Annotated in this window: 29 protein-coding genes; 17 read left to right on the forward strand and 12 right to left on the reverse strand. The window is 51.8% G+C overall.

What is annotated here, in order from left to right; translation table 11 throughout:
* Positions 1–2 precede the first annotated feature (2 nt).
* The gene (lysA, locus tag ACI2I2_RS08260) at positions 3–1,199 is read right to left on the reverse strand and encodes a diaminopimelate decarboxylase (protein ID WP_404657491.1); all 1,197 of its coding nucleotides are present in this window, start codon (positions 1,197–1,199) and stop codon (positions 3–5) included.
* Between the two features lie 8 nt (positions 1,200–1,207).
* The gene (locus ACI2I2_RS08265) at positions 1,208–2,155 is read right to left on the reverse strand and encodes a PLP-dependent cysteine synthase family protein (protein ID WP_404657492.1); all 948 of its coding nucleotides are present in this window, start codon (positions 2,153–2,155) and stop codon (positions 1,208–1,210) included.
* 440 nt (positions 2,156–2,595) lie between these two features.
* On the opposite strand from ACI2I2_RS08265, the gene ACI2I2_RS08270 reads away from it, so the two are divergent.
* The gene (locus tag ACI2I2_RS08270; protein ID WP_404657493.1) at positions 2,596–3,594 is read left to right on the forward strand and encodes a Gfo/Idh/MocA family protein; all 999 of its coding nucleotides are present in this window, start codon (positions 2,596–2,598) and stop codon (positions 3,592–3,594) included.
* A gap of 18 nt (positions 3,595–3,612) precedes the next feature.
* Here the strand turns inward: ACI2I2_RS08270 and ACI2I2_RS08275 are convergent, their stop codons facing one another.
* On the reverse strand, positions 3,613–3,744 hold the full coding sequence (locus ACI2I2_RS08275) for a hypothetical protein (RefSeq protein WP_404657494.1): 132 nt from the start codon (positions 3,742–3,744) through the stop codon (positions 3,613–3,615).
* Between the two features lie 119 nt (positions 3,745–3,863).
* On the opposite strand from ACI2I2_RS08275, the gene ACI2I2_RS08280 reads away from it, so the two are divergent.
* The gene (locus tag ACI2I2_RS08280; RefSeq protein WP_404657495.1) at positions 3,864–4,829 is read left to right on the forward strand and encodes a TerC family protein; all 966 of its coding nucleotides are present in this window, start codon (positions 3,864–3,866) and stop codon (positions 4,827–4,829) included.
* Positions 4,830–5,108: 279 nt separating this feature from the next.
* A complete protein-coding gene (gene sstT / locus ACI2I2_RS08285) occupies positions 5,109–6,353 on the forward strand; it encodes a serine/threonine transporter SstT (RefSeq protein WP_404657496.1) in 1,245 nt (414 codons plus the stop codon).
* Here sstT and ACI2I2_RS08290 read toward each other — a convergent pair.
* From ACI2I2_RS08290 to uxaC, 3 genes are read right to left on the reverse strand one after another with little or no spacing between them, the layout of a single operon-like run.
* Positions 6,350–6,922 carry a YgjV family protein gene (locus ACI2I2_RS08290; protein WP_404657497.1) on the reverse strand — a complete coding sequence of 191 codons (573 nt, stop codon included), beginning with the start codon at positions 6,920–6,922 and terminating at the stop codon, positions 6,350–6,352. The genes sstT and ACI2I2_RS08290 overlap by 4 nt on opposite strands.
* A 57-nt stretch (positions 6,923–6,979) precedes the next feature.
* A complete protein-coding gene (locus ACI2I2_RS08295; RefSeq protein WP_404657498.1) occupies positions 6,980–8,467 on the reverse strand; it encodes a UxaA family hydrolase in 1,488 nt (495 codons plus the stop codon).
* 18 nt (positions 8,468–8,485) lie between these two features.
* Complete coding sequence (uxaC, locus tag ACI2I2_RS08300) at positions 8,486–9,898, reverse strand: glucuronate isomerase (protein WP_404657499.1); 1,413 nt, start codon at positions 9,896–9,898, stop codon at positions 8,486–8,488.
* A gap of 468 nt (positions 9,899–10,366) precedes the next feature.
* Here uxaC and ACI2I2_RS08305 point away from each other — a divergent pair, with 468 nt between their 5' ends.
* From ACI2I2_RS08305 to ACI2I2_RS08355, 11 genes are all read left to right on the forward strand, one after another.
* On the forward strand, positions 10,367–11,662 hold the full coding sequence (locus ACI2I2_RS08305; protein WP_404657500.1) for an MFS transporter: 1,296 nt from the start codon (positions 10,367–10,369) through the stop codon (positions 11,660–11,662).
* Positions 11,663–11,783: 121 nt separating this feature from the next.
* Complete coding sequence (gene exuR / locus ACI2I2_RS08310) at positions 11,784–12,560, forward strand: transcriptional regulator ExuR (RefSeq protein ID WP_404657501.1); 777 nt, start codon at positions 11,784–11,786, stop codon at positions 12,558–12,560.
* A 315-nt stretch (positions 12,561–12,875) separates the two neighbouring features.
* Positions 12,876–13,538 carry a DedA family general envelope maintenance protein YqjA gene (gene yqjA / locus ACI2I2_RS08315; protein WP_404657502.1) on the forward strand — a complete coding sequence of 221 codons (663 nt, stop codon included), beginning with the start codon at positions 12,876–12,878 and terminating at the stop codon, positions 13,536–13,538.
* 2 nt (positions 13,539–13,540) lie between these two features.
* Positions 13,541–13,927 carry an EnvZ/OmpR regulon moderator MzrA gene (mzrA, locus tag ACI2I2_RS08320; protein WP_404657503.1) on the forward strand — a complete coding sequence of 129 codons (387 nt, stop codon included), beginning with the start codon at positions 13,541–13,543 and terminating at the stop codon, positions 13,925–13,927.
* Between the two features lie 148 nt (positions 13,928–14,075).
* Complete coding sequence (locus tag ACI2I2_RS08325; RefSeq protein WP_404657504.1) at positions 14,076–14,444, forward strand: DUF1090 domain-containing protein; 369 nt, start codon at positions 14,076–14,078, stop codon at positions 14,442–14,444.
* Between the two features lie 37 nt (positions 14,445–14,481).
* A complete protein-coding gene (locus ACI2I2_RS08330; protein ID WP_404657505.1) occupies positions 14,482–14,787 on the forward strand; it encodes a YqjD family protein in 306 nt (101 codons plus the stop codon).
* 2 nt (positions 14,788–14,789) lie between these two features.
* A complete protein-coding gene (locus tag ACI2I2_RS08335) occupies positions 14,790–15,191 on the forward strand; it encodes a phage holin family protein (RefSeq protein WP_330985627.1) in 402 nt (133 codons plus the stop codon).
* A complete protein-coding gene (locus tag ACI2I2_RS08340) occupies positions 15,184–15,480 on the forward strand; it encodes a YqjK-like family protein (RefSeq protein WP_330985626.1) in 297 nt (98 codons plus the stop codon). The genes ACI2I2_RS08335 and ACI2I2_RS08340 overlap by 8 nt, the downstream gene beginning before the upstream one ends.
* A 270-nt stretch (positions 15,481–15,750) precedes the next feature.
* Entirely contained in the window at positions 15,751–16,143 is a 393-nt protein-coding gene (locus ACI2I2_RS08345; RefSeq protein ID WP_404657506.1) for a DoxX family protein, read from the forward strand.
* 71 nt (positions 16,144–16,214) lie between these two features.
* Positions 16,215–17,201, forward strand: a complete 987-nt coding sequence (locus ACI2I2_RS08350) for a glutathione S-transferase family protein (protein WP_404657507.1) — start codon at positions 16,215–16,217, stop codon at positions 17,199–17,201.
* Positions 17,202–17,307: 106 nt separating this feature from the next.
* Positions 17,308–17,694 carry a DUF805 domain-containing protein gene (locus tag ACI2I2_RS08355; protein ID WP_404657508.1) on the forward strand — a complete coding sequence of 129 codons (387 nt, stop codon included), beginning with the start codon at positions 17,308–17,310 and terminating at the stop codon, positions 17,692–17,694.
* Between the two features lie 46 nt (positions 17,695–17,740).
* Here the strand turns inward: ACI2I2_RS08355 and yhaJ are convergent, their stop codons facing one another.
* On the reverse strand, positions 17,741–18,637 hold the full coding sequence (gene yhaJ, locus ACI2I2_RS08360) for a DNA-binding transcriptional regulator YhaJ (protein ID WP_404657509.1): 897 nt from the start codon (positions 18,635–18,637) through the stop codon (positions 17,741–17,743).
* A gap of 105 nt (positions 18,638–18,742) precedes the next feature.
* On the opposite strand from yhaJ, the gene ACI2I2_RS08365 reads away from it, so the two are divergent.
* Positions 18,743–19,444 (forward strand): pirin family protein, encoded by a 702-nt coding sequence (locus tag ACI2I2_RS08365; protein WP_404657510.1) that lies wholly within the window; start codon positions 18,743–18,745, stop codon positions 19,442–19,444.
* Between the two features lie 22 nt (positions 19,445–19,466).
* A complete protein-coding gene (locus ACI2I2_RS08370) occupies positions 19,467–19,643 on the forward strand; it encodes a hypothetical protein (RefSeq protein WP_404657511.1) in 177 nt (58 codons plus the stop codon).
* A 127-nt stretch (positions 19,644–19,770) separates the two neighbouring features.
* Here the strand turns inward: ACI2I2_RS08370 and ACI2I2_RS08375 are convergent, their stop codons facing one another.
* Positions 19,771–20,175: a Spy/CpxP family protein refolding chaperone gene (locus ACI2I2_RS08375; RefSeq protein ID WP_404657512.1), complete on the reverse strand. Its 405-nt coding sequence runs from the start codon at positions 20,173–20,175 to the stop codon at positions 19,771–19,773.
* Between the two features lie 216 nt (positions 20,176–20,391).
* Positions 20,392–20,667, reverse strand: a complete 276-nt coding sequence (locus ACI2I2_RS08380) for a YdgH/BhsA/McbA-like domain containing protein (protein ID WP_404657513.1) — start codon at positions 20,665–20,667, stop codon at positions 20,392–20,394.
* Positions 20,668–20,962: 295 nt separating this feature from the next.
* Between ACI2I2_RS08380 and ACI2I2_RS08385 the strand changes: the two genes are divergently transcribed.
* Entirely contained in the window at positions 20,963–21,760 is a 798-nt protein-coding gene (locus tag ACI2I2_RS08385; RefSeq protein ID WP_404657617.1) for an MBL fold metallo-hydrolase, read from the forward strand.
* 306 nt (positions 21,761–22,066) lie between these two features.
* On the opposite strand, the gene ACI2I2_RS08390 is transcribed toward ACI2I2_RS08385, so the two are convergent.
* Genes ACI2I2_RS08390 through ACI2I2_RS08400 form a run of 3 tightly spaced genes read right to left on the reverse strand, consistent with a single transcriptional unit; the run spans position 22,067 to position 23,461 of the window.
* The gene (locus ACI2I2_RS08390; protein ID WP_404657514.1) at positions 22,067–22,546 is read right to left on the reverse strand and encodes an Hcp family type VI secretion system effector; all 480 of its coding nucleotides are present in this window, start codon (positions 22,544–22,546) and stop codon (positions 22,067–22,069) included.
* 34 nt (positions 22,547–22,580) lie between these two features.
* A complete protein-coding gene (locus ACI2I2_RS08395; RefSeq protein ID WP_404657515.1) occupies positions 22,581–22,766 on the reverse strand; it encodes a hypothetical protein in 186 nt (61 codons plus the stop codon).
* 2 nt (positions 22,767–22,768) lie between these two features.
* Positions 22,769–23,461, reverse strand: a complete 693-nt coding sequence (locus tag ACI2I2_RS08400; protein ID WP_404657516.1) for a hypothetical protein — start codon at positions 23,459–23,461, stop codon at positions 22,769–22,771.
* Between the last annotated feature and the right edge of the window lie 154 nt (positions 23,462–23,615).

The raw sequence follows: 23,615 nt of genomic DNA on the forward strand, positions 1-23,615 counted from the left end.
ATTTAATCCAGTATAAATGTTGATACGATATCTTCAAATTTTTCAGGGCGGCGGATCATTCGAATCTGCCCATCCTCTTCTAATAGATATTCACCAGGTTTTACTCGAGAGTTAAAACCCGAACTCATTGAGAAGCCATATGCCCCAACATCTTGTATGCAAATTAAATCACCGACCTGGCTCTTAGGCAATATTCTGTCTCTGGCAAATACATCTCCTGACTGGCAAAGATACCCTACAACATCGTATGTTGTCAGTTCTGAATCAGAACGAGTTATATTTTCAATTTTATGCCATGCGCCATAATAAAAGCATCTGGCGAAATGATTATACCCAGTATCGAGACCGATAAAACTTCTCGCAGGATGATATTTAATGGAAGATATTTTGCTGATCAGTACACCTGAATCTGCAACAAGGTAGCGACCGGGCTCAATGATAAAATTTACGTCATCAGAAATCTGAAACTCACTCCTTAGTTGATTCAAGAATGAATGAATTCCATCAATATTATATTCATCTCCATTTTTATAATCGAAACCAAATCCCCCACCAAAATTCAGAAACTCCAGTAAAGGGAAGGATGATGATATCACAGCAAGCACTCTGGCACTGTTTATATAGCCAGAAATGTCCATATCACCAGAACCCGTATGGGTATGTAGACCACAAATTGTGAGTGATGAAACGTCACATAAAATACGAACATCATCTAACTCAGAAGGATGAAATCCGAATTTAGAATATTCACCATTAGTAATAACTTTATCAGAATGCCCCGCACCGACACCAGTATTTATCCTTATCGAAATTTTTATATCTGAATACCTGTTTGAAACATATGTTAAGGCATCCATAGAACCTATTGTTAAATTTATTTTATTTCTAATAGCGAAGTCTATTTCGTCAGGGCTCATGCAGTCAGCATTATAGTGAATAGCTTTGCTCTTTATGCCACACAGGAAAGAAAGCCTCACCTCTTCATTAGAACACGCATCAATACCAAAACCAGCATCTCCCATAAGCTTTATGATTACAATGTTTGAATTTGCCTTCATGGCATATAATATCTTATAGTTATCCTCCCAAAAGCAATCCTTTAATTTCTGGATGCTTTTGGCAATTTTTCTTTTATCATAGAGATAAAATGGTGTTTTCAATGATTCTAATGATGCTGTAATCCGCTTAAAAGAATTCATTCGATCCTCTAAATTTTCTGCAGTTTTGAAATATAGCGTTCACCTGAATCCGGGGAAATAACCATGATCCGCAGGGCATTATTTTCTTTTAGCATAAAGGCCGCTGCTGCAACAGCCGTTCCTGTAGAGAGACCAATGTCTATAGAGTAATTTCTACGAATAAAATCACACATTGAGAATGATTCGTCATCACTCACTGTAACAACATCATCTGCCATGTTTCTACAAAGAATACCAGGTATAAAATTAGAACCAATTCCTTCAACGCACCATTGTTGAGGAATATAATTATCATTACAAAAATATGATGAATAAATAGACCCCATGGGATCTGCCACAATAAACCTGGCAGCACTCCCTTTATCTTTGAAATATTTCTGAATCCCGGACAAAGTTCCCCCAGAGCCTACACCGCAGATGACAACATCAGCTTCAGACCCTCCCTGTCGCCATAGCTCTGGTGCCGTTTTTTTGTAATGTGAGTTTGTGTTCGCAATATTATTGAACTGATCACAAAAGAAACGCCCTGCCTCAGAGGCATAATTAGCCGCTACGTTCACATAGTGATCGCTTGAATTTATTGGAGTATCGGAAGGCATAACCAATACTGATGCCCCATAATATTTAAGCAGTGCTAGCTTTTCAGTGCTGATTTTATCATGCGTGAAGATAGTCACTTTGTAGCCTTTTAACCGACCGATCCACGCAATGCCAATGCCCGTGTTTCCAGACGTTGCCTCAACTAATTCATCTCCAGGTTTAATGATGGAACGATCTTCAGCTTCTGTGATAATTTCATAGGCAACCCGATCTTTAATCGAACCACCTGGATTAAAGGCTTCAAGTTTAAGACGAACATCAGCCTTAGGGTATTCACTATTTAAAATATTAACAACTGGCGTATTCCCTATCAGACTCAGTATATCTGTTTTTCTTTGGGTATCTGCTAACTCCATTTATGCCTCCCGAAACTCAGTGCAATAGAAAATGGCTAATCAATATTGAGCTTGCAAAGCCATATCGATAAATTCCATTTTGGCTTCCTCTCACCTTTTAAAAACATAGATTTACATTTGCCATTGTGAGATAAAAAAACAGTATCACCATTAAGTGCGGATGAACACCAGTCACCAGGGTTAAACAAATTATTAATAATACCATGAACAAATATCAACTCTACTTATTGGTATTTATTTCCATAATATTAGGCAAAGAGTTTATTCACTAAACAAATTATAATTATAACAATGAATAATTAATATAGTTTAAGTCTCGAAATACAAATCTGTGGCTCACTCAGTTGTCGCTGCCTGGTTCTGCGTGAGGGCGCACTGGTTTTGTCATGATGCCGTGCTAAAGTGGCAAAAGGTCCCTTTTTTGGAGTACGTGAATTCTCATGATTCGTCTCGCAGTCATTGGCACAAACTGGATCACTCGCCAGTTTGTGGATGCCGCCCATGAAACCGGCAGCTATAAGCTCACCGCCGTCTATTCCCGCAGTCTGGAACAAGCCCAGGCTTTCGCCAGCGACTATATGGTTGAACATCTGTTCACTTCCCTGGAAGAGATGGCGCAAAGCGATGTCATTGATGCCGTGTATATCGCCAGCCCGAACTCGCTGCACTTCCCGCAGACCAGGCTGTTTCTGAGCCACAAAAAACATGTGATCTGCGAGAAGCCGCTGGCGTCCAACATTGCCGAAGTGGAACAAGCCATCGAGATTGCCCGTGAAAATCAGGTTGTGCTGTTCGAGGCGTTTAAGACTTCCAGCCTGCCGAACTTCCTGCAATTGCAGCAGACGTTGAGCAAAGTGGGCAAGATGCGTAAGGCGCTGATCAACTACTGTCAGTACTCTTCCCGCTATCAGCGCTATCTCGACGGTGAAAACCCAAATACCTTTAATCCGGCCTTTTCTAACGGCTCGATTATGGATATCGGCTTCTACTGCCTGGCGTCTGCCGTGGCCTTGTGGGGCGAGCCGCACAGCGTGAAAGCAACCGCGACCTTGCTGGAAAGTGGCGTGGATGCACACGGCGTGGCGGTGCTGGATTACGGCGATTTCAGCGTGACGCTACAGCACTCAAAGGTGAGCGATTCGGTCCTGCCGAGCGAAATTCAGGGCGAAGACGGTTCACTGGTTGTCGAAAAAATTTCCGAATGCCAGAAAGTGTCTTTTGTGCCGCGTGGCGGCAAAGCGCAGGATCTTACCCAGCCGCAGCATATCAATACCATGCTGTACGAAGCAGAACTGTTTGCGCGCCTGGTCGAGAAAAATGAAGTAAATCATCCAGGGCTCGCCGTGAGCCGTACCACCGCGAAGCTTTCTACGGAAATCCGTCGTCAGACCGGTGTGGTCTTCCCGGCAGATGGTGTGAACCAAAGTACGACCGCGTAAAAGAATGTAAAACAGGTGTTACAGGGCATTGACGGTGTCGATGCTCTGTAATACTTTGTCACACGCAATGGGGAGTAACTTGTTTGCCGGTGGATCGTCATTACGATGCGAAAGCATCCGGTCGCCGGGCAACAGGAAAGGGTTCAGCATGCTGAGATCTTTCCTGTTGTAAGTGAGACCTTGCCGAAAGGCGAGGTCCGGGCAAAAAATCCCATAACGGCTATCGTCTTTTGGACGTTAGTCGTTTTTTTTTGCTTAAAGGAAAGATTATGAATACTGTCGGCACACCGTTGCTTTGGGGCGGATTTGCTGTTGTGGTCGTCATTATGTTGGCCGTCGACCTGCTACTACAGGGCCGTCGTGGCGCGCATACCATGACCATGAAACAAGCAGCAAGTTGGTCGCTGGTCTGGGTCACCCTCTCTTTGCTGTTTAACCTGGCGTTTTGGTGGTATCTCGTTCAGACCCAGGGCCGCGCCGTTGCCGATCCACAGGCACTGGCTTTCCTCACCGGTTATTTGATTGAGAAATCGCTGGCTGTCGATAACGTCTTCGTGTGGCTGATGCTATTTAGCTACTTCGCTGTACCGGCTGCGTTGCAGCGCCGCGTGTTGGTGTATGGCGTACTGGGCGCGATCGTGCTGCGTACTATCATGATCTTCACCGGAAGCTGGCTGATTTCTCAGTTTGAATGGTTGCTGTATGTGTTTGGCGCCTTCCTGCTGTTTACCGGCGTGAAGATGGCGCTGGCGAAAGATGACGACTCGGGGATCGGCGATAAGCCGCTGGTGCGCTGGATCCGTAGTCATTTGCGTATGACCGATAAGATTGAGAACGAGCGTTTCTTCGTGCGTCAGAACGGTCTGCTGTTTGCCACGCCGCTGCTGCTGGTGCTGATTTTGGTCGAGCTGAGCGACGTGATTTTCGCGGTAGACAGCATCCCGGCTATCTTCGCTGTGACGACCGATCCGTTCATTGTGCTGACCTCTAACCTGTTTGCGATCCTCGGCCTGCGTGCGATGTACTTCCTGCTGGCGGGCGTAGCAGAACGCTTCTCCATGCTGAAGTATGGTCTGTCGGTGATTCTGGTGTTTATCGGTATCAAGATGCTGATTGTTGATTTCTACCACATCCCAATTGCTATCTCGCTTGGCGTGGTGTTTGGCATTCTGGTGCTGACCCTGCTTATCAATATGTGGGTGAACCACCAGAACGATAAAAAGCAGCAGCTCTAATCTCATTGCCCGGCGGCGCAGGCTTGCCGGGCCTACAAAGGATAAGTTTGTAGGACCGTGCAAACGAAGTGCCGCCGGGCCATTTTCTTTTGTGGTTTATGTCAAATAAATGTTAGTCAACAGTTAAAAAACAAGACGTGGACGAAATAATCAGCACTTTCCCCTTCCCCACTGCCTGAACATCTTTATACTCAACCGTGCAAACATTTGTTACATCCTGCCAAACGTGACCAGAGAGTCGCCGGGATGAAACGACATTACGACTGAAGGAAAAGTTAAATGACTACGCAACGCCCCTCTGGCTTGCTGCAGCGTCTCGCTGGCGGCAGCCTGGTTAAACAAATTTTGGTTGGTCTGGTGCTCGGTATTCTGCTGGCCTGGATTTCCAAACCTGCCGCTGAAGCGGTTGGCCTGTTCGGTACGCTGTTCGTTGGCGCACTGAAAGCCGTCGCCCCGGTGCTGGTTCTGATGCTGGTCATGGCGTCCATCGCCAACCACCAGCACGGCCAGAAAACCAGTATTCGTCCGATCCTGTTTCTTTATCTGCTGGGCACGTTCTCTGCGGCACTGACCGCCGTGGTGTTTAGCTTCCTGTTCCCTTCTACTTTGCACCTGAGCACCGGCGCGGGCGATATCACGCCGCCATCGGGCATTGTGGAAGTGTTGCGTGGCCTGCTGATGAGCATGGTCTCGAACCCGATTGATGCTCTGCTGAACGCCAACTACATCGGTATTCTGGTGTGGGCTGTGGGTCTGGGCTTCGCGTTACGCCATGGTAATGACAGCACCAAAAACCTGATTAACGACGTGTCTAACGCCGTCACCTTCATTGTGAAAGTGGTGATTCGCTTCGCCCCGATCGGCATCTTTGGTCTGGTTTCTTCCACCCTTGCGACCACCGGTTTTGAAACACTGTGGGGCTATGCGCATCTGCTGGTGGTGCTGATTGGCTGTATGTTGCTGGTGGCGCTGGTGATCAACCCGCTGCTGGTGTGGTGGAAGATTCGCCGTAACCCGTACCCGCTGGTGCTGATGTGCCTGCGTGAAAGCGGCGTGTATGCGTTCTTCACCCGTAGCTCCGCGGCTAACATTCCTGTGAATATGGCGCTGGCGGAGAAGCTTAACCTCGACCGCGATACCTATTCCGTTTCCATTCCGCTGGGTGCGACCATCAATATGGCGGGCGCGGCCATCACCATTACCGTGCTGACGCTGGCGGCTGTATATACGGTAGGTATTTCGGTCGATGTGCCAACAGCGCTGCTGTTAAGCGTGGTGGCGGCACTTTGTGCGTGTGGTGCTTCCGGCGTGGCAGGCGGTTCGCTGCTGCTGATCCCACTGGCTTGTAACATGTTCGGTATTCCGAATGATGTCGCCATGCAGGTGGTGGCCGTCGGCTTTATTATCGGCGTGTTGCAGGACTCCTGCGAAACCGCGCTGAACTCGTCTACTGACGTGCTGTTCACCGCGGCGGCATGTTTGGCTGAAGACGAGCGTCTGGCAAAAAACGCTCTGCACAGCTAATCAGCAGCCCTTCCGCGCACCGCGGAAGGGCTTTCTTCCTGAAGTGCCGTTTCCACTTTAAACGGATCAATCCCCCGCTTCTGCATCCGCCAGAACCGAATAATATTCATTCCATTCATCACCAGGAAACTGCCCTCGATCAGCGTACCGCCAATCGATCCCAGCCAGAAGTTGTGCGCCACCCAGCAGGCGGTTGAACACCAGATAATGCAGCGCATCGGCAATCCCTGTAGGCGAAACAGCGCCCAGGTACTGACAACCGTGCCCGCCACCGGCAGCAGCTCCATCGGATGATGAAACTTCGCCAGCCCAATGCCGCCCGTCAGCGCGATAAAAATCGCCATCACCCATAAGCTACGAGTTCGCAGGGTGATCATCGTTCGAATGGCATTGAGCAAGGCACTGGAACCGGCAGGAAAAGCGCCCATCAGAAAAAAATGTACGCCGATGATGGCGCTGTAGAAGGAGAGTTGTTTCTTGAAGCGACGCTCGTCGCGATTGATAAAGGTGGTGATCCCAACCAGAAACGCGATGACGCCAACGCCCTGGGCAAGCCAATACGTGGTCATGCAACATCCTTTGGTAACACAAAAAAAAGCGGCGCCGTTGCCAGCGCCGTTGGATGATTAAAGCGTAACGCCTGATTTAAACAGCGCCAGCTCTCGGAAATCGTTTTTCTCGTTACAGGTTTGCTTGCCGTTGGCAAAGTCGACGATGGCATCGACAAATTCATTCAACACTTCCGGCATCGCTTTCCCGTGAATGAGCTGCCCGGCATCGAAATCAATCCAGTGTTTTTTCTTCGCAGCCAGCTCGCTGTTGGTGGCAATTTTTACTGTCGGCACAAAACCGCCATAAGGCGTCCCGCGCCCGGTACTGAACAACACCATGTGGCAACCTGCGCCCGCTAACGCACTGGTGGCTACCGCATCGTTACCCGGCGCGCTTAACAGGTTAAGACCGTGGGTTTTCAGACGCTCGCCGTAGCGCAGCACATCGACCACCTGGCTGGAACCCGCTTTTTGCGTACAGCCCAGCGATTTTTCTTCCAGCGTAGTGATGCCACCGGCTTTGTTGCCCGGTGAGGGGTTCTCGTAAATCGGCTGATTGTGCGCGATAAAGTACTGTTTGAAATCATTGACCATGGTGACGGTTTTTTCAAACGTCGCTTCGTCACGGCAATGGCTCATCAGGATTTGCTCCGCGCCGAACATCTCCGGCACTTCCGTCAGCACGGTGGTGCCGCCGTTACCAATCACGTAGTCTGAGAAACGCCCCAGCATTGGGTTGGCCGTGATGCCAGACAGGCCATCCGACCCGCCGCACTCCAGACCGAATTTCAGTTCACTCAGTTTGCCCGGCTCGCGCTTGTCATGGCGCATCACTTCGTACAGCTGATGCAGATGCTCAAGCCCCGCTTCCACTTCATCGTCCTGCTTCTGGCAAATCATGAAGTGCACGCGCTCAGGATCAAAATCCCCCAGCGTTTCACGGAAGGCATCGACCTGGTTGTTTTCACAGCCCAGGCCAACCACCAACACCCCGCCCGCGTTCGGGTGGCGCACCATGTTTTGCAGCATGGTGCGGGTATTGATGTGGTCATCGCCAAGCTGGGAACAGCCGTAAGTGTGGCTGAACAGGAACACGCCATCAGTGCCTTCGGCATCGCTCGTTTCCTTCAGAAAGCGCGTCTGAATTTGACGCGCAATCCCGTTCACACAGCCCACTGTCGGCAAGATCCACAGTTCGTTACGTACCCCAACCTCACCGTTAGCGCGGCGGTAAATCTGAACATCACGATCTGCCGCCTGACTTTGCGAGGTGTGCAGGTCGGGTTGATAGCTATACTCGTCGAGATCGCTCAGGTTCGTACGCGTGTTGTGGGAATGAATATGTTCCCCGGGCGCAATGTCCGTTAGCGCATGACCGATAGGCAGACCATATTTGATGACGTTTTCACCTTTCGCTATCGCGCGCAGAGCAAACTTATGCCCGCGCACAACGTCGGACTGCAGGCGAACCGTCTCACCGTCGACGGTCACTTCCTGACCCGCTGCGATGTCAGCCAGCGCGACAATCACGTTGTCCAGCGAATGGATCTTGATGTATTGCATATCAACCAACCTCAGGGTTTAGTTCAGTTCAATGCCGAAGTAATCACGCGCATTGTTAAAGCAGATGTTTTTCACCATTTCGCCCAGCAGCTGGATATCCGCAGGTGCTTCACCCGCAGCCACCCAGCGGCCAATCATCTGGCACAGAATGCGGCGGAAATATTCGTGACGGGTGTAAGACAGGAAGCTGCGGCTGTCGGTCAGCATGCCGACAAAGCGGCTCAGCAGGCCCAGCTGCGCTAGCTGCGTCATCTGACGTTCCATGCCGTCTTTCTGATCGTTGAACCACCAGCCGGAACCGAACTGCATCTTGCCTGGCATTCCTTCACCCTGGAAGTTGCCAATCATGGTACCCAGCACCTCGTTATCGCGCGGGTTCAGGCAGTAAAGAATGGTTTTCGGCAGCAGGTTCTCTTCGTTCTGTTTGCTCAACAGTTTAGAGAGCTCTTCAGCCAGCGGGCGGTCGTTGATGGAGTCAAAGCCAACATCAGCACCCAGCAGTTTGAACTGACGCTGGTTGTTATTACGCAGCGCGCCAATGTGATACTGCTGCACCCAGCCGCGACGAGCATATTCGCCACCCAGCCAGACCAGCACAGCGGTTTTGAACTGTGCCACTTCACGCTCGCTCAGCGTTTCACCTGACAGACGGCGGGCAAGAATACCGTCCAGTTCGGCTTCACTGGCTTCAGCAAACAGCACCACGTCCAGCGCGTGGTCAGATACTTTACAGCCGTGAGCGGCAAAGTGATCCAGACGGCGGCCCAGCGCAGTTTGCAGATCGCTAAAACGGCGGATATCGGTATCAGCCACTTCGCCCAGCTTCGCCATGTAGTCGCCAAAGGTGGCCTGTTCGATGTTGAAGGCTTTGTCTGGACGCCAGCTTGGCAGCACTTTGATGGTGAAGGTGCTGTCTTTCGCCACGGTCGCGTGATGCTCCAGAGAATCGATTGGATCGTCAGTGGTGCCGACCATCTTCACGTTCATCTGCTGCATGATGCCGCGCGCAGAGAAGTTTTCCTGTGCCAGCAGATCGTTGCATTGGTTCCAGATTTCATCCGCTGTAGACGGCGAAAGCAGCTTGCCGGTGATACCAAACGGGCGACGCAGCTCAAGGTGCGTCCAGTGGTACAGCGGGTTGCCGATGGTATGCGGCACCGTTGCTGCCCAGGCGTCGAACTTCTCACGGTCAGAGGCATCACCCGTACACAGGCGCTCGGCCACGCCATTAGTACGCATAGCACGCCATTTGTAGTGGTCGCCTTTCAGCCAGATGTCATACAAGTTTTTGAAACGGTAATTTTCGGCAACCTGCTGCGGCGGAAGGTGGCAGTGGTAGTCGAAAATCGGCTGGTCTTTCGCGTAGTCGTGGTACAGACGGCGGGCAAATTCGGTGTCGAGCAGGAAATCTTCGGTCATAAACTGAGTCATTATCGTCTTCCTCTGAAGGAGTGCGTCAGATGCTTAACTGCAATGGTGTCAAAGTTATCACACCAATTTCCAGCGACCGAAGAATTTTTCGTGAGTCAGATCAATAAAAGCCGACAAATAATATCCCTAAAAAGGGGTAAACAACCCGCCAGACCGCGCCATTTCTCGCTTTCTCCGCCGCTCAGAAAGACCCTACAGCTATTCCTGCTTTTGTGACGGTTCTCACCTTTTAAAGTTGTATGACAAGTTATCTTTCCTGCCGTCGCAAGCTATAAGCCGACGGAATGCATTACCGGAGAAATACACTCCGGAGTTATCGGTACGGACACCGAATTCGCAAGTTTATTGATGGCAAGGTTCGGGCCGTATCAGGTTTTCCTGTTACGCCTCACCGTTACTTAATCATCCTCCCCTCAAGTGGGAAGATGACCGTGCAAAGCGCGGATAAAACAAAACGACGAGGTTTACATGCGTAAAATTAAAGGGTTACGTTGGTATATGATCGCCCTGGTGACATTGGGCACCGTGCTGGGTTATCTCACCCGTAATACCGTGGCTGCGGCCGCGCCAACGTTTATGCAAGAACTGCATATTTCCACTCAGCAATATTCTTATATTATCGCTGCTTATTCAGCAGCTTATACTGTGATGCAGCCCGTCGCGGGTTATGTGCTTGACCTGCTCGGCACCAAAGTGGGTTACGCGATGTTCGCCGTACTTTGGGCTTGTTTCTGTGGCGCGACTGCGCTGGCAGGAAGCTGGGGCGGTCTGGCTGTCGCTCGTGGTGCTGTCGGTGCGGCAGAAGCAGCGATGATCCCGGCTGGTCTGAAAGCCAGCTCCGAATGGTTCCCGGCGAAAGAGCGTTCTGTTGCCGTTGGCTACTTTAACGTCGGCTCCTCCATTGGCGGCATGATTGCGCCACCGTTGGTGGTGTGGGCCATCGTGATGCACAGCTGGCAGATGGCGTTCATCATTTCTGGCGTGCTGAGCTTTGCCTGGGCAATGGCCTGGCTCATCTTCTACAAACACCCACGTGACCAGAAAAAATTAACCGACGAAGAACGTGACTACATCATCGGCGGTCAGGAAGCTCAGCACCAGAAAGACAATGGCAAGAAAATGTCTGCCTGGCAGATCATCCGTAACCGCCAGTTCTGGGGCATTGCGCTGCCACGCTTCCTGGCAGAACCAGCCTGGGGGACTTTCAACGCCTGGATCCCGCTGTTCATGTTTAAAGTCTACGGCTTTGACCTGAAGCACATCGCGATGTTTGCGTGGATGCCAATGCTGTTTGCTGACCTGGGTTGTATCGTTGGCGGCTATCTGCCCCCGCTGTTCCAGCGTAAGTTCGGTGTGAACCTGATTGTTTCCCGCAAACTTGTCGTCACCATGGGTGCGGTACTGATGATTGGCCCAGGCATGATCGGCCTGTTCACCAGCCCTTATGTAGCGATTGCGCTGCTGTGCGTCGGTGGCTTTGCTCACCAGTCTCTGTCTGGCGCGCTGATTACCCTCTCTTCCGACGTATTTGGTCGTAACGAAGTGGCTACCGCGAACGGTCTGACCGGCATGGCGGCCTGGACCGCGAGCACCCTGTTTGCTCTGGTGGTCGGTGCGCTGGCCGATACACTGGGCTTCAGCCCGCTGTTCGCCGTACTGGCAGTGTTCGACCTGATTGGTGCGCTGGTTATCTGGACGGTTCTGCAAAACAAACCGGCGGTCGAGGTTGCCCAAACCGTAGGCGGCCCGGTCACGCAAAACTAAGCCTCATTTGAGTTCGACAAAAGCCGCCGCTTCAGGGCGGCTTTTTGCTGTATCAGGCTGGTGAGAATTCGGTAAAAGTGGTATAACAAATCTCTCATGCCGTACCCTTCCTGGAGCGTATATGGAAATCACTGAACCACGCCGTTTGTACCAACAACTCGCTGCTGAGCTGAAAGATCGCATCGAGCAGGGCGTCTATCTTGTGGGTGACAAACTCCCCGCAGAGCGCTTCATTGCCGATGAGAAAAACGTCAGCCGCACGGTGGTTCGTGAAGCCATCATCATGCTGGAAGTTGAAGGGTATGTTGAGGTCCGTAAAGGCTCCGGCATTCATGTCATTTCCAATACGGCGAAGCACTATCAGGTGCCGGATGAATCGCTTGAATTCGCCAGTTATGGGCCATTTGAGCTGCTACAGGCTCGCCAGCTTATCGAAAGTAACATTGCCGAATTTGCCGCCACTCAGGTCACCAAGCAAGACATCATGAAGCTGATGGAGATCCAGGAGAAAGCGCGCAAAGAGAAGTGCTTCCGTGATTCAGAGTGGGATCTTCAGTTCCACGTGCAGGTTGCGCTGGCCACCCAAAATACGGCGCTGGCGGCAATCGTGGAAAAAATGTGGACTCAGCGCGTTCACAACCCGTACTGGAAAAAACTGCACGATCATATCGATCTTCGCACCGTCGATAACTGGTGTGACGATCATGACCAAATTCTTAAAGCACTGATTCGCAAAGACCCGCACGCGGCAAAACTGGCGATGTGGCAGCATCTGGAAAACACCAAACTGATGTTGTTTAACGAAACCAGCGATGACTTTGAATTCAATGCCGATCGTTACTTATTTGCGGAAAACCCGGTTGTTCATCTCGATACCGCCGCAACCGGTTCAAAATAAGGATAATCTTACCCTCAGCCCAGGCCTGAGGGTAAGTTAACCAAATATAGTGTCAGCCTGTGTAAAGTCCCTCGCCCTTCCCTCCATCAATCAGCAAAATCAATGTGCAACAAGCTGCAATTTCTGTGACGTGAAACCAGAGGCTTTGTTACACTTAGATGCATTTTGACGTTTACGGATTTGGCTTTCGCCAGGTCAAAAAAACATGGAAAAGTTCAGAACGCATCGCCGACGACCATAATGATAAAAGACAACCCTCGTGCGGCACTTCTACGCGTTCAGGCGTGACATTAATCGATGTACCAGGAATCGTGAATGGAACTGTTAACCCAATTACTTAATGCCTTGTGGAGCCAGGATTTCGAAACCCTCGCGAACCCCTCCATGATCGGCATGCTTTATTTTGTGTTGTTTATGATCCTGTTCCTTGAGAACGGATTGTTGCCTGCTGCCTTTTTGCCAGGCGATAGCCTGCTGGTACTGGTTGGCGTGCTTATTGCGAAAGGCGCGATGGGCTTCCCACAAACCCTGTTACTGCTCACAACAGCCGCAAGCCTGGGCTGCTGGCTGAGCTACATTCAGGGGCGCTGGCTGGGCAACACCCGCATTGTGCAGAACTGGCTTTCTCATCTGCCCGCGCATTATCACCAGCGCGCGCATCACTTGTTCCATAAGCATGGCCTGTCTGCGCTGCTGGTGGGCCGCTTTATCGCTTTCGTCCGTACGTTACTGCCGACCATTGCGGGCCTCTCAGGCCTGAGCAGCGCGCGCTTTCAGTTCTTTAACTGGATGAGCGGCCTGCTGTGGGTGTTGATCCTGACGACGCTCGGCTACCTGTTAGGGAAAACGCCGGTGTTCCTCAAATACGAAGACGCGTTGATGTCCTGCCTGATGCTGCTGCCTGTCGTGCTGCTGGTCTTCGGCCTCATCGGCTCGCTGGTCGTTCTGTGGAAGAAAAAATACGGCAACCGGAGCTAACCATGGGGTTTCGGAATTTTACCCTTCGCCGGTTCAGCATCAGCCTCGGCGTTTTACTTCTGCTGTGCGCGATGCTGTGGATGTGGGCTGCGCTGCAAAAGCGCGAGTCCACGCTCGCCATTCGCCCGCTAAGCTCTAACATCAGCATGCCTGACGGGTTTTCCGTTTGGCACCACCTGGATGCCAACGGTATTCGCTTCAAGAGCATCACGCCGCAAAATGACGGCCTGGTGATCAAATTTGAATCCAGCGACCAGAGCGCAGCTGCCAAGGAAGTGCTCGACAGAACGCTGCCGCACGGCTACATCATTGCCCAACAGGATGAGGATCAAGACCTGACGCCGCAGTGGTTGTCCCGTCTTCGCGATACCCCGCACCGCTTCGGTTAATCCCTTCCAGGATTCTGAATCTTTTCACAGGCTTTGGTGATTTCCCGTTTACTTACTATGATTGAACAGGCGGAAGTCACTCGCCTGATTTCATCGAATGGGTTGGTAATGCCTGAAATTACCCACGACACAAGGGAAGGTTTCATCTATGAAATACCGCATCGTTCTGGCTTTTGGTCTTGTTATGCTCAGTGCAACCGCTTCTGCCGTGACCCCGTGTCAGGAGAAGGAACAGGACATCCAGCGCGAAATCCACTACGCCCAAAAGCATAACAACCAGAGCCGTATTGAGGGCCTCAACAAGGCATTACGCGAAGTCAAAGCCAACTGCAGCGACAGTAAACTGCGCGAGGATCATCACAAGAAAATCGCGGAGCAGAAAGAAGAAGTCGCTGAACGACGCCATGACCTTGAAGAAGCCAAAACCAAAGGCGATGCGGAGAAAATCAGTAAACGTGAACACAAACTCACTGAAGCGCAGAACGAACTGAAAGCGCTGGAGTCTCGTGACTATTGAGTTAATGGAAAGCTAACGTCTTACACTGGAGAAAATCATGTCAAAAGATACCACCTCAGAAAATCTGCGTGCCGAGCTGAAATCCCTGACCGACACCCTGGAAGAAGTGCTGAACTCCTCCAGCGACAAATCCAAAGAAGAGCTGAGCAAACTGCGCAGCAAAGCCGAACGCGCTCTGAAAGACAGCCGTCACCGCTTGGGTGAAACCAGCGATGCGCTCGCCAAACAGGCTCGTCAGGCGGCAGGCCATGCTGACGATTACGTTCGTGAAAACCCATGGACAGGCGTCGGGATCGGTGCGGCCGTTGGGCTGGTCTTGGGTGTGCTGCTGACGCGCCGTTAATTATGGCTGATTCTCATCACACACACGGCCCGGGGAAAAGCGTCTTCGGCATCGGCCAGCGTATCGTGACGATCATCGTTGAGATGGTCGAAACCCGGCTGCGGCTTGCTGTCGTTGAACTGGAAGAGGAGAAAGCCAACCTCTTCCAGATGCTGCTGATGCTCGGCCTGACCATGCTGTTCGCGGCCTTTGGGCTGATGAGCCTGATGGTGCTGGTCATCTGGGCGGTCGATCCGCAATATCGCCTTAACGCCATGATAGCCACCACCGTGGTGCTGCTGGCGCTGGCGCTGATTGGCGGCATCTGGACGCTCAGGAAAGCGCGTCGTTCAACGTTCTTACGCCACACGCGTAATGAGCTGGCGAACGACCGGGCACTGCTTGAGGATGACGAACGTGAGTAGCAAGCTCGAGCTGCAAAAGCGAAAAGCTTACCTGCTGAGCCAAATCCAGCAGCAGCGACTGGATCTTTCCGCCAGCCGCCGTGACTGGATGGAAGCGACCGGCGTTTATGATCGTGGCTGGAACACGCTGCTTAACCTGCGCTCGTGGGCGTTGGTTGGCAGCAGCATCATGGCCATCTGGTCAGTTCGCCATCCTCGCTTCCTGGTACGCTGGGGCCGTCGCGGTTTTGGCGCCTGGAGCGCCTGGCGACTGGTCAAAAGCACGTTGCGCCAGCAGCAGTCGCGTTAATGCTGCCTTTGCCGGGTGGCGCTGATTGCCGGGTGGCGCTAGCGCTTACCCGGCCTACAAGCTGTCCTTCCCTGTAGGCCTGATAAGCGAAGCGCCATCAGGCAAATCTTCCAACACTCAATATATTTGAAGAAGACTGACAGTTTTCCTTGCTAACAATCCCACACCGCCCCGATTACACTCCTTTCCATCGACAGCAAGTACGCGGTATCTCCGCGAAATTGCACAATAAATCAATATGGCCGCCTGTGTGGTTTGATGGAGAGTAAAATGAAAAAATTAGAAGATGTTGGTGTTCTGGTCGCGCGCATTCTGATGCCAATCCTGTTTATCACTGCAGGTTGGGGCAAAATTACCGGTTATGCGGGCACCCAGCAGTACATGGAAGCCATGGGCGTTCCGGGCGCACTGCTGCCACTGACCATCCTGCTTGAGTTTGGCGGCGGCCTGGCCATCCTGTTTGGCTTCCTGACTCGCACCACTGCGCTGTTCACTGCCGGTTTCACCCTGCTGACAGCGTTCATCTTCCACAGCAACTTTGCTGAAGGTGTTAACTCGCTGATGTTCATGAAAAACCTGACCATCGCTGGCGGTTTCCTGCTGGTGGCGATTACCGGTCCAGGCGCGTTCAGTATTGACCGCGTGCTGAACAAAAAGTGGTAAGGCATCTATACTGAAGTTTCTAAAAGCGAGGAGATAGCTCCTCGCTTTTGTCATTTGAAGGAGAGAGAACCATGGGACAACTGATTGACGGCGTCTGGCATGACACCTGGTATGACACAAAATCAACCGGGGGACGCTTCAAGCGTTCAGTGTCAGCGTTTCGCAACTGGCTGACCGCCGATGGCGCACCAGGCCCCTCCGGAGAAGGCGGATTCGCCGCTGAAAAAGATCGCTACCATTTGTACGTTTCCCTCGCCTGCCCTTGGGCGCACCGCACGCTGATCCTGCGCGCACTAAAAGGCCTTGAACCGTTTATCGATGTTTCGGTGGTGAACCCGCTGATGTTTGAAAACGGCTGGACCTTTGATGACAGCTTCCCGGGCACAACTGGCGACAGTCTGTATCAGCATGAATTCCTGTATCAGCTTTACCTGCACGCCGATCCTCAGTACAGCGGACGCGTCACCGTGCCGGTGCTGTGGGATAAAAAGAATCACACCATCGTCAGCAACGAATCCGCTGAAATCATCCGTATGCTGAATACGGCGTTTGATGGTCTGGGCGCTCGTGCAGGCGATTACTATCCGCCAGCCCTGCGTGGCAAGATTGATGAGCTGAACGACTGGATTTACGACAGCATCAACAACGGGGTCTATAAAGCCGGGTTTGCCACCAGCCAGGAAGCTTACGATGAAGCGGTGAGTAAAGTGTTTGAGTCGCTGGAGCGCGTCGAGCAACTCCTCGGCCAGCACCGCTACCTGACGGGCAATCAGCTGACTGAGGCCGACATTCGTCTGTGGACCACGCTGGTTCGCTTTGATCCGGTTTATGTCACCCACTTCAAATGTGATAAACACCGCATCAGCGATTACCTGAATCTGTACGGTTTCCTGCGCGATATTTATCAGCTGCCGGGCGTGGCGGAAACGGTCAATATGGACCACATCCGCAACCACTATTACCGCAGCCACAAAACCATCAACCCGACCGGGATCATTTCCATCGGGCCGTGGCAGGATCTTGACGAGCCTCACGGGCGAGACATTCGCTTCCGCTAATTATTAAGGGCATCAATCGATGCCCTTTTTAAATTCATAATTTGCATCTATCCTTACCTCGATCGCTTAGAAAACAAGTGATTGACTGACTATCGAGGCAAGGAAAATGGACTGGTATCTAAAAGTACTCAAGAATTACATCGGGTTTGGTGGCCGTGCGCGCCGCAAAGAATATTGGATGTTCGTGCTGGTGAGTTTCGTCCTGGCGGGTGTGCTGAGCATTATCGATAAAATGCTGGGCTGGGAACGTGCGAGCGGAGAAGGCGTGCTGGCGAGCATTTATGGCCTGCTGGTTCTGCTGCCTACGCTGGCTGTGCAGTTCCGCCGTTTGCATGACACGGATCGCTCGGCCTGGTGGCTGTTGATCTGGCTGATCCCGATTGTCGGCTGGCTGGTTATCCTGGTCTTTAACTGCCAAAACGGCACCCAGGGCGAGAACCGCTTCGGGCCAGATCCGAAAGCGGCAGACGCTCCGCAGCGGATCGTTTCCTGATAAAAAATGCCGGGTGACGATAAGTTTACCCGGCTTACTCCAGACCTTACTTTCCAGCGAACAATTTCGGGATTTCGCGCAGACACCAGGCTTTGGCTTCGCCCATGCTGTCTCGCCGCCACGCCATAATGATGTCTACTTCATTGGTGTATTCCGGGCTCACGACCCGCAACCGCCCTTCAGCGATATCCTGTTCCACCAGCGGATAAGGCATGGTAGCCACACCCAGCCCAGCCAGCAGCGCCTGGCGCTTATCTTCAATGGTGCTGACCGTTAAACGTGGTTGTTTATCCAGAAGCTGTACGGTGAGCACAGGACGTTCACGTGCCGTATCAGCTACCGCCACGCCACGGTATTTCACTCGCGTCACTTCGGAAAGCGGTTCAGGCTCCTGGTGAATTGGGTGATCTGGCGCGGCGACATACACGTTGAGTATCGAGTACAGCTTGCGTGAGTTAATCTCTGAAGAAGACCGGAAGTGCATGTCCGGGGCAATCACGATATCCGCGCGGCCCTGTTCCAGCCGTTCCCACGCGCCCGCCAACACTTCGGTGATGATGGATAGCTGCGTGTTGGCTTTTACTGCCAGCTTTTCGATCAGCGGGAAAAGCTCCGGTGTGGGCACCAGTGCTTCCGTGACCAGCGTCAGGTGTGTTTCCCAGCCGCGCGCCAGGGCTTCTGCATCGGTGGTGAGTTTGTCGGCGGCTTCGAGCAGAACGCGCCCGCGTTCCAGCAGCATTCGCCCCACGTTGGTGAATTTTGTGCGATGCCCTGAGCGGTCGAACAACACCACATCCAGCTCTTCTTCCAGCTTCTGCATGGTGTAGCTCAACGCAGACGGCACGCGTCCCAGCTCATCTGCGGCGGCGGCAAAACTGCCGCGCCTGTCGATGGCGTCCATTACCCTTAACGCTTCCAGCGTCAATGCCCTTTCTTTAGCCATGGCGTTCTCATTCAGTAAATTTGAACATACCCGGCAGAATAACTGGCTAACAATGCAGCGTCCATAGCTTTACCATTGTTTTAGTGTAAAGAGAGGTCAAGAATTATGATTACTACCCGAACAGCCAAACAGTGTGGACAAGCAGACTTCGGCTGGCTGCAGGCCCGATACACGTTCTCCTTTGGACACTACTTCGATCCTAAGCTGTTGGGCTACGCATCCCTGCGCGTCCTGAATCAGGAAGTGCTCGGCCCGGGCGCTTCATTCCAGGCTCGCACCTACCCGAAAGTCGATATTCTGAACATCATCCTTGAAGGTGAAGCCGAGTATCGTGACAGCGAAGGCAACCACGTTCAGGCGAAAGCGGGCGAAGCGCTGCTGATTGCTACTCAGCCGGGCATCAGCTACAGCGAACACAACCTCAGTAAAGAGAAATCCCTGACGAGGATGCAGCTTTGGCTGGATGCTTGTCCGGAGCGTGAAAACGCGCAGGTGCAAAAACTGACGCTAACCGAGGCCGCACGCCAGCTCATCGCTTCGCCGGATGGCAGTCAGGAAAGTTTGCAGCTGCGCCAACAGGTCTGGATCCACCATATTCAGTTGGAGAAAGGCGAGCAGTTAAGCTTCCAGCTGCACGGGCCACGCGCGTATTTGCAGTCCATCCACGGCACGGTTCACGCGGTCACGCCTGAAGAAGAGCGAGAAGCCCTCACCTGTGGCGACGGCGCTTTTATTCGTGACGAGGCTAACATAACACTTGTTGCTGATACGCCGCTGCGCGGTTTACTGATAGATTTACCGGTATAGCCCTGAACACCGGCAGGTCACTGTGAGCAAGAAACAACAGAAGAAAACGGCGTCTAAAAAAGCCGTCGCCGAAACCAATAACGCGGCAACTGAGCAAGAAACACGAAAAGTATTTGGGTGCGATGACGTGCCCGATGAACTGGCGGCGATTGTTGCAGAAGCTGAGATTCGGCTGGCGCAGGAAGCGCAATTGATATGACAGAAGCCCGCAACGCTTAAGCTTTGCGGGCTTTTGTTTTTTGCCCGGCGGCACTGCGTTTGCCAGGCCTACTTTGATCGTAGGCCGGCGTAAGGCGCAGCCGCCACCCGGCGTTAGCGTCTTTGCTTTATTCGGTCGCAGACTCAATCAAGTCTTCGCGCACTTGCTTACGCTGTTCTGGCGTCAGCACCTGATTCACGTCGAAGTAGTACTTCACACGGTAATAACGGGTTTGCTGTTCAACTTTACTGAATGCTTCAAGCTGGCTTTTCACCGCTTTCTCATTCCATTTTCCGGACTGGATCACGTCGATGATCGCGCCGTCTTTCACATCCTTCGTAGAAACCTGCTCCACGCTTTTCACCATCGCATCATGCAGGCTCTTGATCTTCGCCACCTGCTCATTGCTCAGTTTCAGATGCTGAACCACCGGGTCCTGAGAAGGCGCTGGCGCTACGTCTGCCGCTTGAGCCAGACCCGTGAAGCCCATCAGAGAAGCCGTCAGTAGGGTAATGCGTGTCATTTTTTTCATTATTTCATCCTGTTAAGGAAGCCATGGAAGAGAGCGCATTATTTTTCACCTTCCCGTGAATGTGTGTAATGAATTATTCATACAAATTTGTATTTAAAGCAGATAGACGGCGTGAGCAAAACAGGCATGGCGCAGAATAAAGAGGTTCCCGAGCAGGCGAGATGAACCATAAAAAAAGCCCCACGGGATATCATGAGGCCTCTTAAAGATAGTGGATCATTTATAAAGGATTGCGGTGCCGCCCCACAGGCTGGAGTCAGACGAGTTGCCCAGCGAAACAATCTGATAGTGGCCGGCATTATCCTGAGCAGCTTTTGCTTTGAGTGCATGGATGGCATCGTCAGAAGAACCCGCCACGCCGGAGACCTGTACGGTACCCATTTCCTGCAATCCGCTAGCCTGATCGGAATCGACCTGTTTTGGACCAGCAGCCAACGCAGCCGCAGAAAGTAACATGAAGGCAGCACCTGTCAGCAGAGAAGTCGTTTTCATTTTTATAACCCTCGAAGAATGGATGTAGAAGCGTTTACATCAATAAGTATGTCGCCCGCTCAGTCAGGCGATATAAGACAAATGCAAAGTCAGTTAATCTTTGTGACATGATTATGGAGAAGCGATTTCAATGCGTTTCGCGCTTCGTTTAGATTGGTGGACAGGAGTGGCAGCAGGAAGGGAATGCGTGAAAATGCGGCGCCCAACTTATAAGCACTTTCCAACACATTTCACTCCTGCCCTGTGCCATGCTCGATAACTGTTATGAGCTTTAAAACAGGAGTCGAGGATGACTATGATAACGTTATGCAAAGCCTGTGGTACCTCGTATGAGGTTGAAGCCGGGCATCCTGAATGTTGCCCGATATGTGAGGACGAACGGCAATACGTCCCGGTGAGTGGACAAGCGTGGATAACACCCGCCGCGCTTCACGCAGGCCATACCAATAAATGGAAAGAGATAGCTCCCGGGCTCTTAAGCGTTGAGAGTGTGCCCAACTTTGCCATCGGGCAACGCGCTTTTATTATGCAGACTGCTGAAGGCAATATTCTCTGGGACTGCATTGCTAATCTGGATAATGCCACCAGGGCGATTGTTGCCGCGCTGGGAGGACTGAAAGCTATTGCGATTTCGCATCCTCACTATTACACCACCATGCAAGATTGGGCGGAGGCGTTTAACGCCCCCATTTATTTGCATGCAGATGACAAAGCGTGGATCCAGCGCGACAGTCCTCACATTCATTTATGGGAGGGCGACTCATTCGATATCAACAGCCATGTGCAGTTATTGCGTCTCGGTGGCCATTTTGCCGGCGGCTGTGTACTCCATCATAAGAAAGAGAAAGGCGTGCTGCTTTCCGGGGATATTATTCAAGTGGCGTCGGGAGCGAAGAGCGTTTCATTTATGTGGAGTTATCCCAACATGCTGCCCCTTTCCGCCACCACCGTTGCGGATATCGCACAACGGCTGGAAAACGTGGAATTCGATGCGTTGTATGGGGCATTTGAAGGAAAAGACATTCCGGGTGATGCAGCAGGTATTGTTCAACGTTCGGCGCAAAAATACCTTCAGTGTCTTCGGGAGTGCTGATCCCTGCCTCATAAAAGCATAACGCCCACAGGTTTTTGCCTGCGGGCGTCTTTATATGAGTGAAGCTGACCGATAAGCCGGCTTCGTTCAACCATACGTCAGGCATCTGCGGCGCTGGGGTTGTCTCGTGTCGCAGACTGTATCTCACTTTGTGTGACAGAAAAAACGGTGTAACAGATAAAAGAAAGACCGGGACAAAGCCCAGCCATTCGCTCACAGATGAAATCCGCCAAAGCAGGGCTAACTTATCTTTCGGCCTTGCCGGAATGCTTCGCACGTTTCGTTCCATTGGGCTTAAGATCCTTTTTACGCGCAGCAGCGGTCATTCCACGAATCACGGAAGATGATATTACCGTCTACATACTTCCAGGTGATCGCCTCATAGCGCAGTTCCAGCGTTTCCAGATGCGTACCGCTCAATCCGTTCGGGGCCAGGTATGGCGATACGGTAGTGAGCTTCACATTCTCCAGAATGATATTGAAATACTCGGACTCGATGCCACTTTCGAGGATGCGATACATCTTGATCGTGGCCTTCTTCATTGTGCGACCCTGGCACACTGCACGATAGAGAAGGGGGGTAGTCTGGTCGAATTCCTTCACGATGGTGATCGGGCGGTGTACGCGTGTGCCGGTGAGCTTTCCCCAGCTCGGATCAACAGGGATGGTCACACCATGAGAAAAGGTCTTCAGCTCGATGGATCCTAAGCGGGTAGGCATTAAGCATCCGCCGACAATCGGTGATCCGTTCTCATCGTCAAGCCATAGGTGAGCGGGCGTAGACATAGAATTTCCTTATCAGTGAATAGAGAGGGTAGAGCTACTTGCTGTAGCGAGTGATGATGAACAGTGCGAACAAGAAAAAAACGCCGATTGGCCACACCGGACTACCCGGGAATAGCCACGCCTGCAACATCGCAAAAATGATGGTCAGTATCGTGGGGCCGTACATCCAGATCATTGAACGACCCAGTGAGCCAAACGCCCATTTGATAAACTTCAGCATGGTCAGTGCATCATCCGCTTGATAATGCCGATAACATCGCGATCAGATGCCCATTGCGCCTCTGCTGCGTGTGCTTTAATGAATGTAGGCTCGATGAGGAAATAAAGCATTTCCAGCCCTTCAGAGTATAAGGCGGCGTAATAGGCCGGGAATTGGAAATGGAGGCGATGAGCGCTGTCTGCTGCTTTCTGAATGACACCATAGACACCCAGCGCACCAACCAAACCGCCAGCCCGCTTCCCAGCCAGAGCGCTGAGTTCCATACTCACGTTTAACCCGATACGCACGCTGCTGGCGACCGCCATCGCGAAACCGGCTTTTGTGAGAGAGCTGGTGGCTATATGAACGTTCGCCTCCATAAGCCATTGCTTGATGTGTTCGAGCTGGTCATTGGTCTTATGCTTCAGGACTTCATCGAAATAGACTTTTAGCATTTCATACACAACATCCTTGCCCTGAAGGATTTTAAAGACGGCATCTTTGAAACGAGCGTCCTCTTTGCCCTGTTTCTGGCAAACGTCGTAATACTCATCGGTAAAGCAGGAGAGGTAATTTATGACGCGGTTTGCTCCTGCGCCGATGGACTGAATCTGGTCATTGATGAGCTGCCCGACACCGGTGGTGGCGTGATCCAGCTTCATGGCCAGAACGCGGTTATTCTGTAGGTAGGTGATGATTTGATCATTGCCGTACATAGCATTTCCCTGCGATAGGCATGTAATCCGTAGGGGAATAGTATGCGTTTCACCCAGTTGAGTAAATAACCAACATTGCATCGAGGGCGAACGACGGCTGCAGGTAATCCCAGGAAACCTGTGACGGTGGTGGCTGATGGTTAAGGGGTCTGAA

Source organism: Scandinavium sp. NPDC088450 (genome assembly GCF_044900545.1).
Lineage (GTDB): Bacteria > Pseudomonadota > Gammaproteobacteria > Enterobacterales > Enterobacteriaceae > Scandinavium.

What these genes read in the sequence shown, in the direction of transcription:
- mzrA (WP_404657503.1), top strand. Translation starts at nt 13,541, where the DNA reads ATGGGGTTTCGGAATTTTACCCTTCGCCGGTTCAGCATCAGCCTCGGC.
- ACI2I2_RS08265 (WP_404657492.1), bottom strand. Translation starts at nt 2,155, where the DNA reads ATGGAGTTAGCAGATACCCAAAGAAAAACAGATATACTGAGTCTGATA.
- exuR (WP_404657501.1), top strand. Translation starts at nt 11,784, where the DNA reads ATGGAAATCACTGAACCACGCCGTTTGTACCAACAACTCGCTGCTGAG.
- ACI2I2_RS08395 (WP_404657515.1), bottom strand. Translation starts at nt 22,766, where the DNA reads ATGCTGAAGTTTATCAAATGGGCGTTTGGCTCACTGGGTCGTTCAATG.
- ACI2I2_RS08270 (WP_404657493.1), top strand. Translation starts at nt 2,596, where the DNA reads ATGATTCGTCTCGCAGTCATTGGCACAAACTGGATCACTCGCCAGTTT.
- ACI2I2_RS08325 (WP_404657504.1), top strand. Translation starts at nt 14,076, where the DNA reads ATGAAATACCGCATCGTTCTGGCTTTTGGTCTTGTTATGCTCAGTGCA.
- ACI2I2_RS08345 (WP_404657506.1), top strand. Translation starts at nt 15,751, where the DNA reads ATGAAAAAATTAGAAGATGTTGGTGTTCTGGTCGCGCGCATTCTGATG.
- ACI2I2_RS08400 (WP_404657516.1), bottom strand. Translation starts at nt 23,461, where the DNA reads ATGTACGGCAATGATCAAATCATCACCTACCTACAGAATAACCGCGTT.
- sstT (WP_404657496.1), top strand. Translation starts at nt 5,109, where the DNA reads ATGACTACGCAACGCCCCTCTGGCTTGCTGCAGCGTCTCGCTGGCGGC.
- ACI2I2_RS08275 (WP_404657494.1), bottom strand. Translation starts at nt 3,744, where the DNA reads ATGCTGAACCCTTTCCTGTTGCCCGGCGACCGGATGCTTTCGCATCGT.
- yqjA (WP_404657502.1), top strand. Translation starts at nt 12,876, where the DNA reads ATGGAACTGTTAACCCAATTACTTAATGCCTTGTGGAGCCAGGATTTC.
- ACI2I2_RS08380 (WP_404657513.1), bottom strand. Translation starts at nt 20,667, where the DNA reads ATGAAAACGACTTCTCTGCTGACAGGTGCTGCCTTCATGTTACTTTCT.
- ACI2I2_RS08335 (WP_330985627.1), top strand. Translation starts at nt 14,790, where the DNA reads ATGGCTGATTCTCATCACACACACGGCCCGGGGAAAAGCGTCTTCGGC.
- ACI2I2_RS08290 (WP_404657497.1), bottom strand. Translation starts at nt 6,922, where the DNA reads ATGACCACGTATTGGCTTGCCCAGGGCGTTGGCGTCATCGCGTTTCTG.
- yhaJ (WP_404657509.1), bottom strand. Translation starts at nt 18,637, where the DNA reads ATGGCTAAAGAAAGGGCATTGACGCTGGAAGCGTTAAGGGTAATGGAC.
- ACI2I2_RS08330 (WP_404657505.1), top strand. Translation starts at nt 14,482, where the DNA reads ATGTCAAAAGATACCACCTCAGAAAATCTGCGTGCCGAGCTGAAATCC.
- ACI2I2_RS08350 (WP_404657507.1), top strand. Translation starts at nt 16,215, where the DNA reads ATGGGACAACTGATTGACGGCGTCTGGCATGACACCTGGTATGACACA.
- ACI2I2_RS08385 (WP_404657617.1), top strand. Translation starts at nt 20,963, where the DNA reads ATGATAACGTTATGCAAAGCCTGTGGTACCTCGTATGAGGTTGAAGCC.
- ACI2I2_RS08280 (WP_404657495.1), top strand. Translation starts at nt 3,864, where the DNA reads ATGAATACTGTCGGCACACCGTTGCTTTGGGGCGGATTTGCTGTTGTG.
- ACI2I2_RS08305 (WP_404657500.1), top strand. Translation starts at nt 10,367, where the DNA reads ATGCGTAAAATTAAAGGGTTACGTTGGTATATGATCGCCCTGGTGACA.
- ACI2I2_RS08295 (WP_404657498.1), bottom strand. Translation starts at nt 8,467, where the DNA reads ATGCAATACATCAAGATCCATTCGCTGGACAACGTGATTGTCGCGCTG.
- ACI2I2_RS08355 (WP_404657508.1), top strand. Translation starts at nt 17,308, where the DNA reads ATGGACTGGTATCTAAAAGTACTCAAGAATTACATCGGGTTTGGTGGC.
- uxaC (WP_404657499.1), bottom strand. Translation starts at nt 9,898, where the DNA reads ATGACTCAGTTTATGACCGAAGATTTCCTGCTCGACACCGAATTTGCC.
- ACI2I2_RS08375 (WP_404657512.1), bottom strand. Translation starts at nt 20,175, where the DNA reads ATGAAAAAAATGACACGCATTACCCTACTGACGGCTTCTCTGATGGGC.
- ACI2I2_RS08390 (WP_404657514.1), bottom strand. Translation starts at nt 22,546, where the DNA reads ATGTCTACGCCCGCTCACCTATGGCTTGACGATGAGAACGGATCACCG.
- ACI2I2_RS08365 (WP_404657510.1), top strand. Translation starts at nt 18,743, where the DNA reads ATGATTACTACCCGAACAGCCAAACAGTGTGGACAAGCAGACTTCGGC.
- lysA (WP_404657491.1), bottom strand. Translation starts at nt 1,199, where the DNA reads ATGAATTCTTTTAAGCGGATTACAGCATCATTAGAATCATTGAAAACA.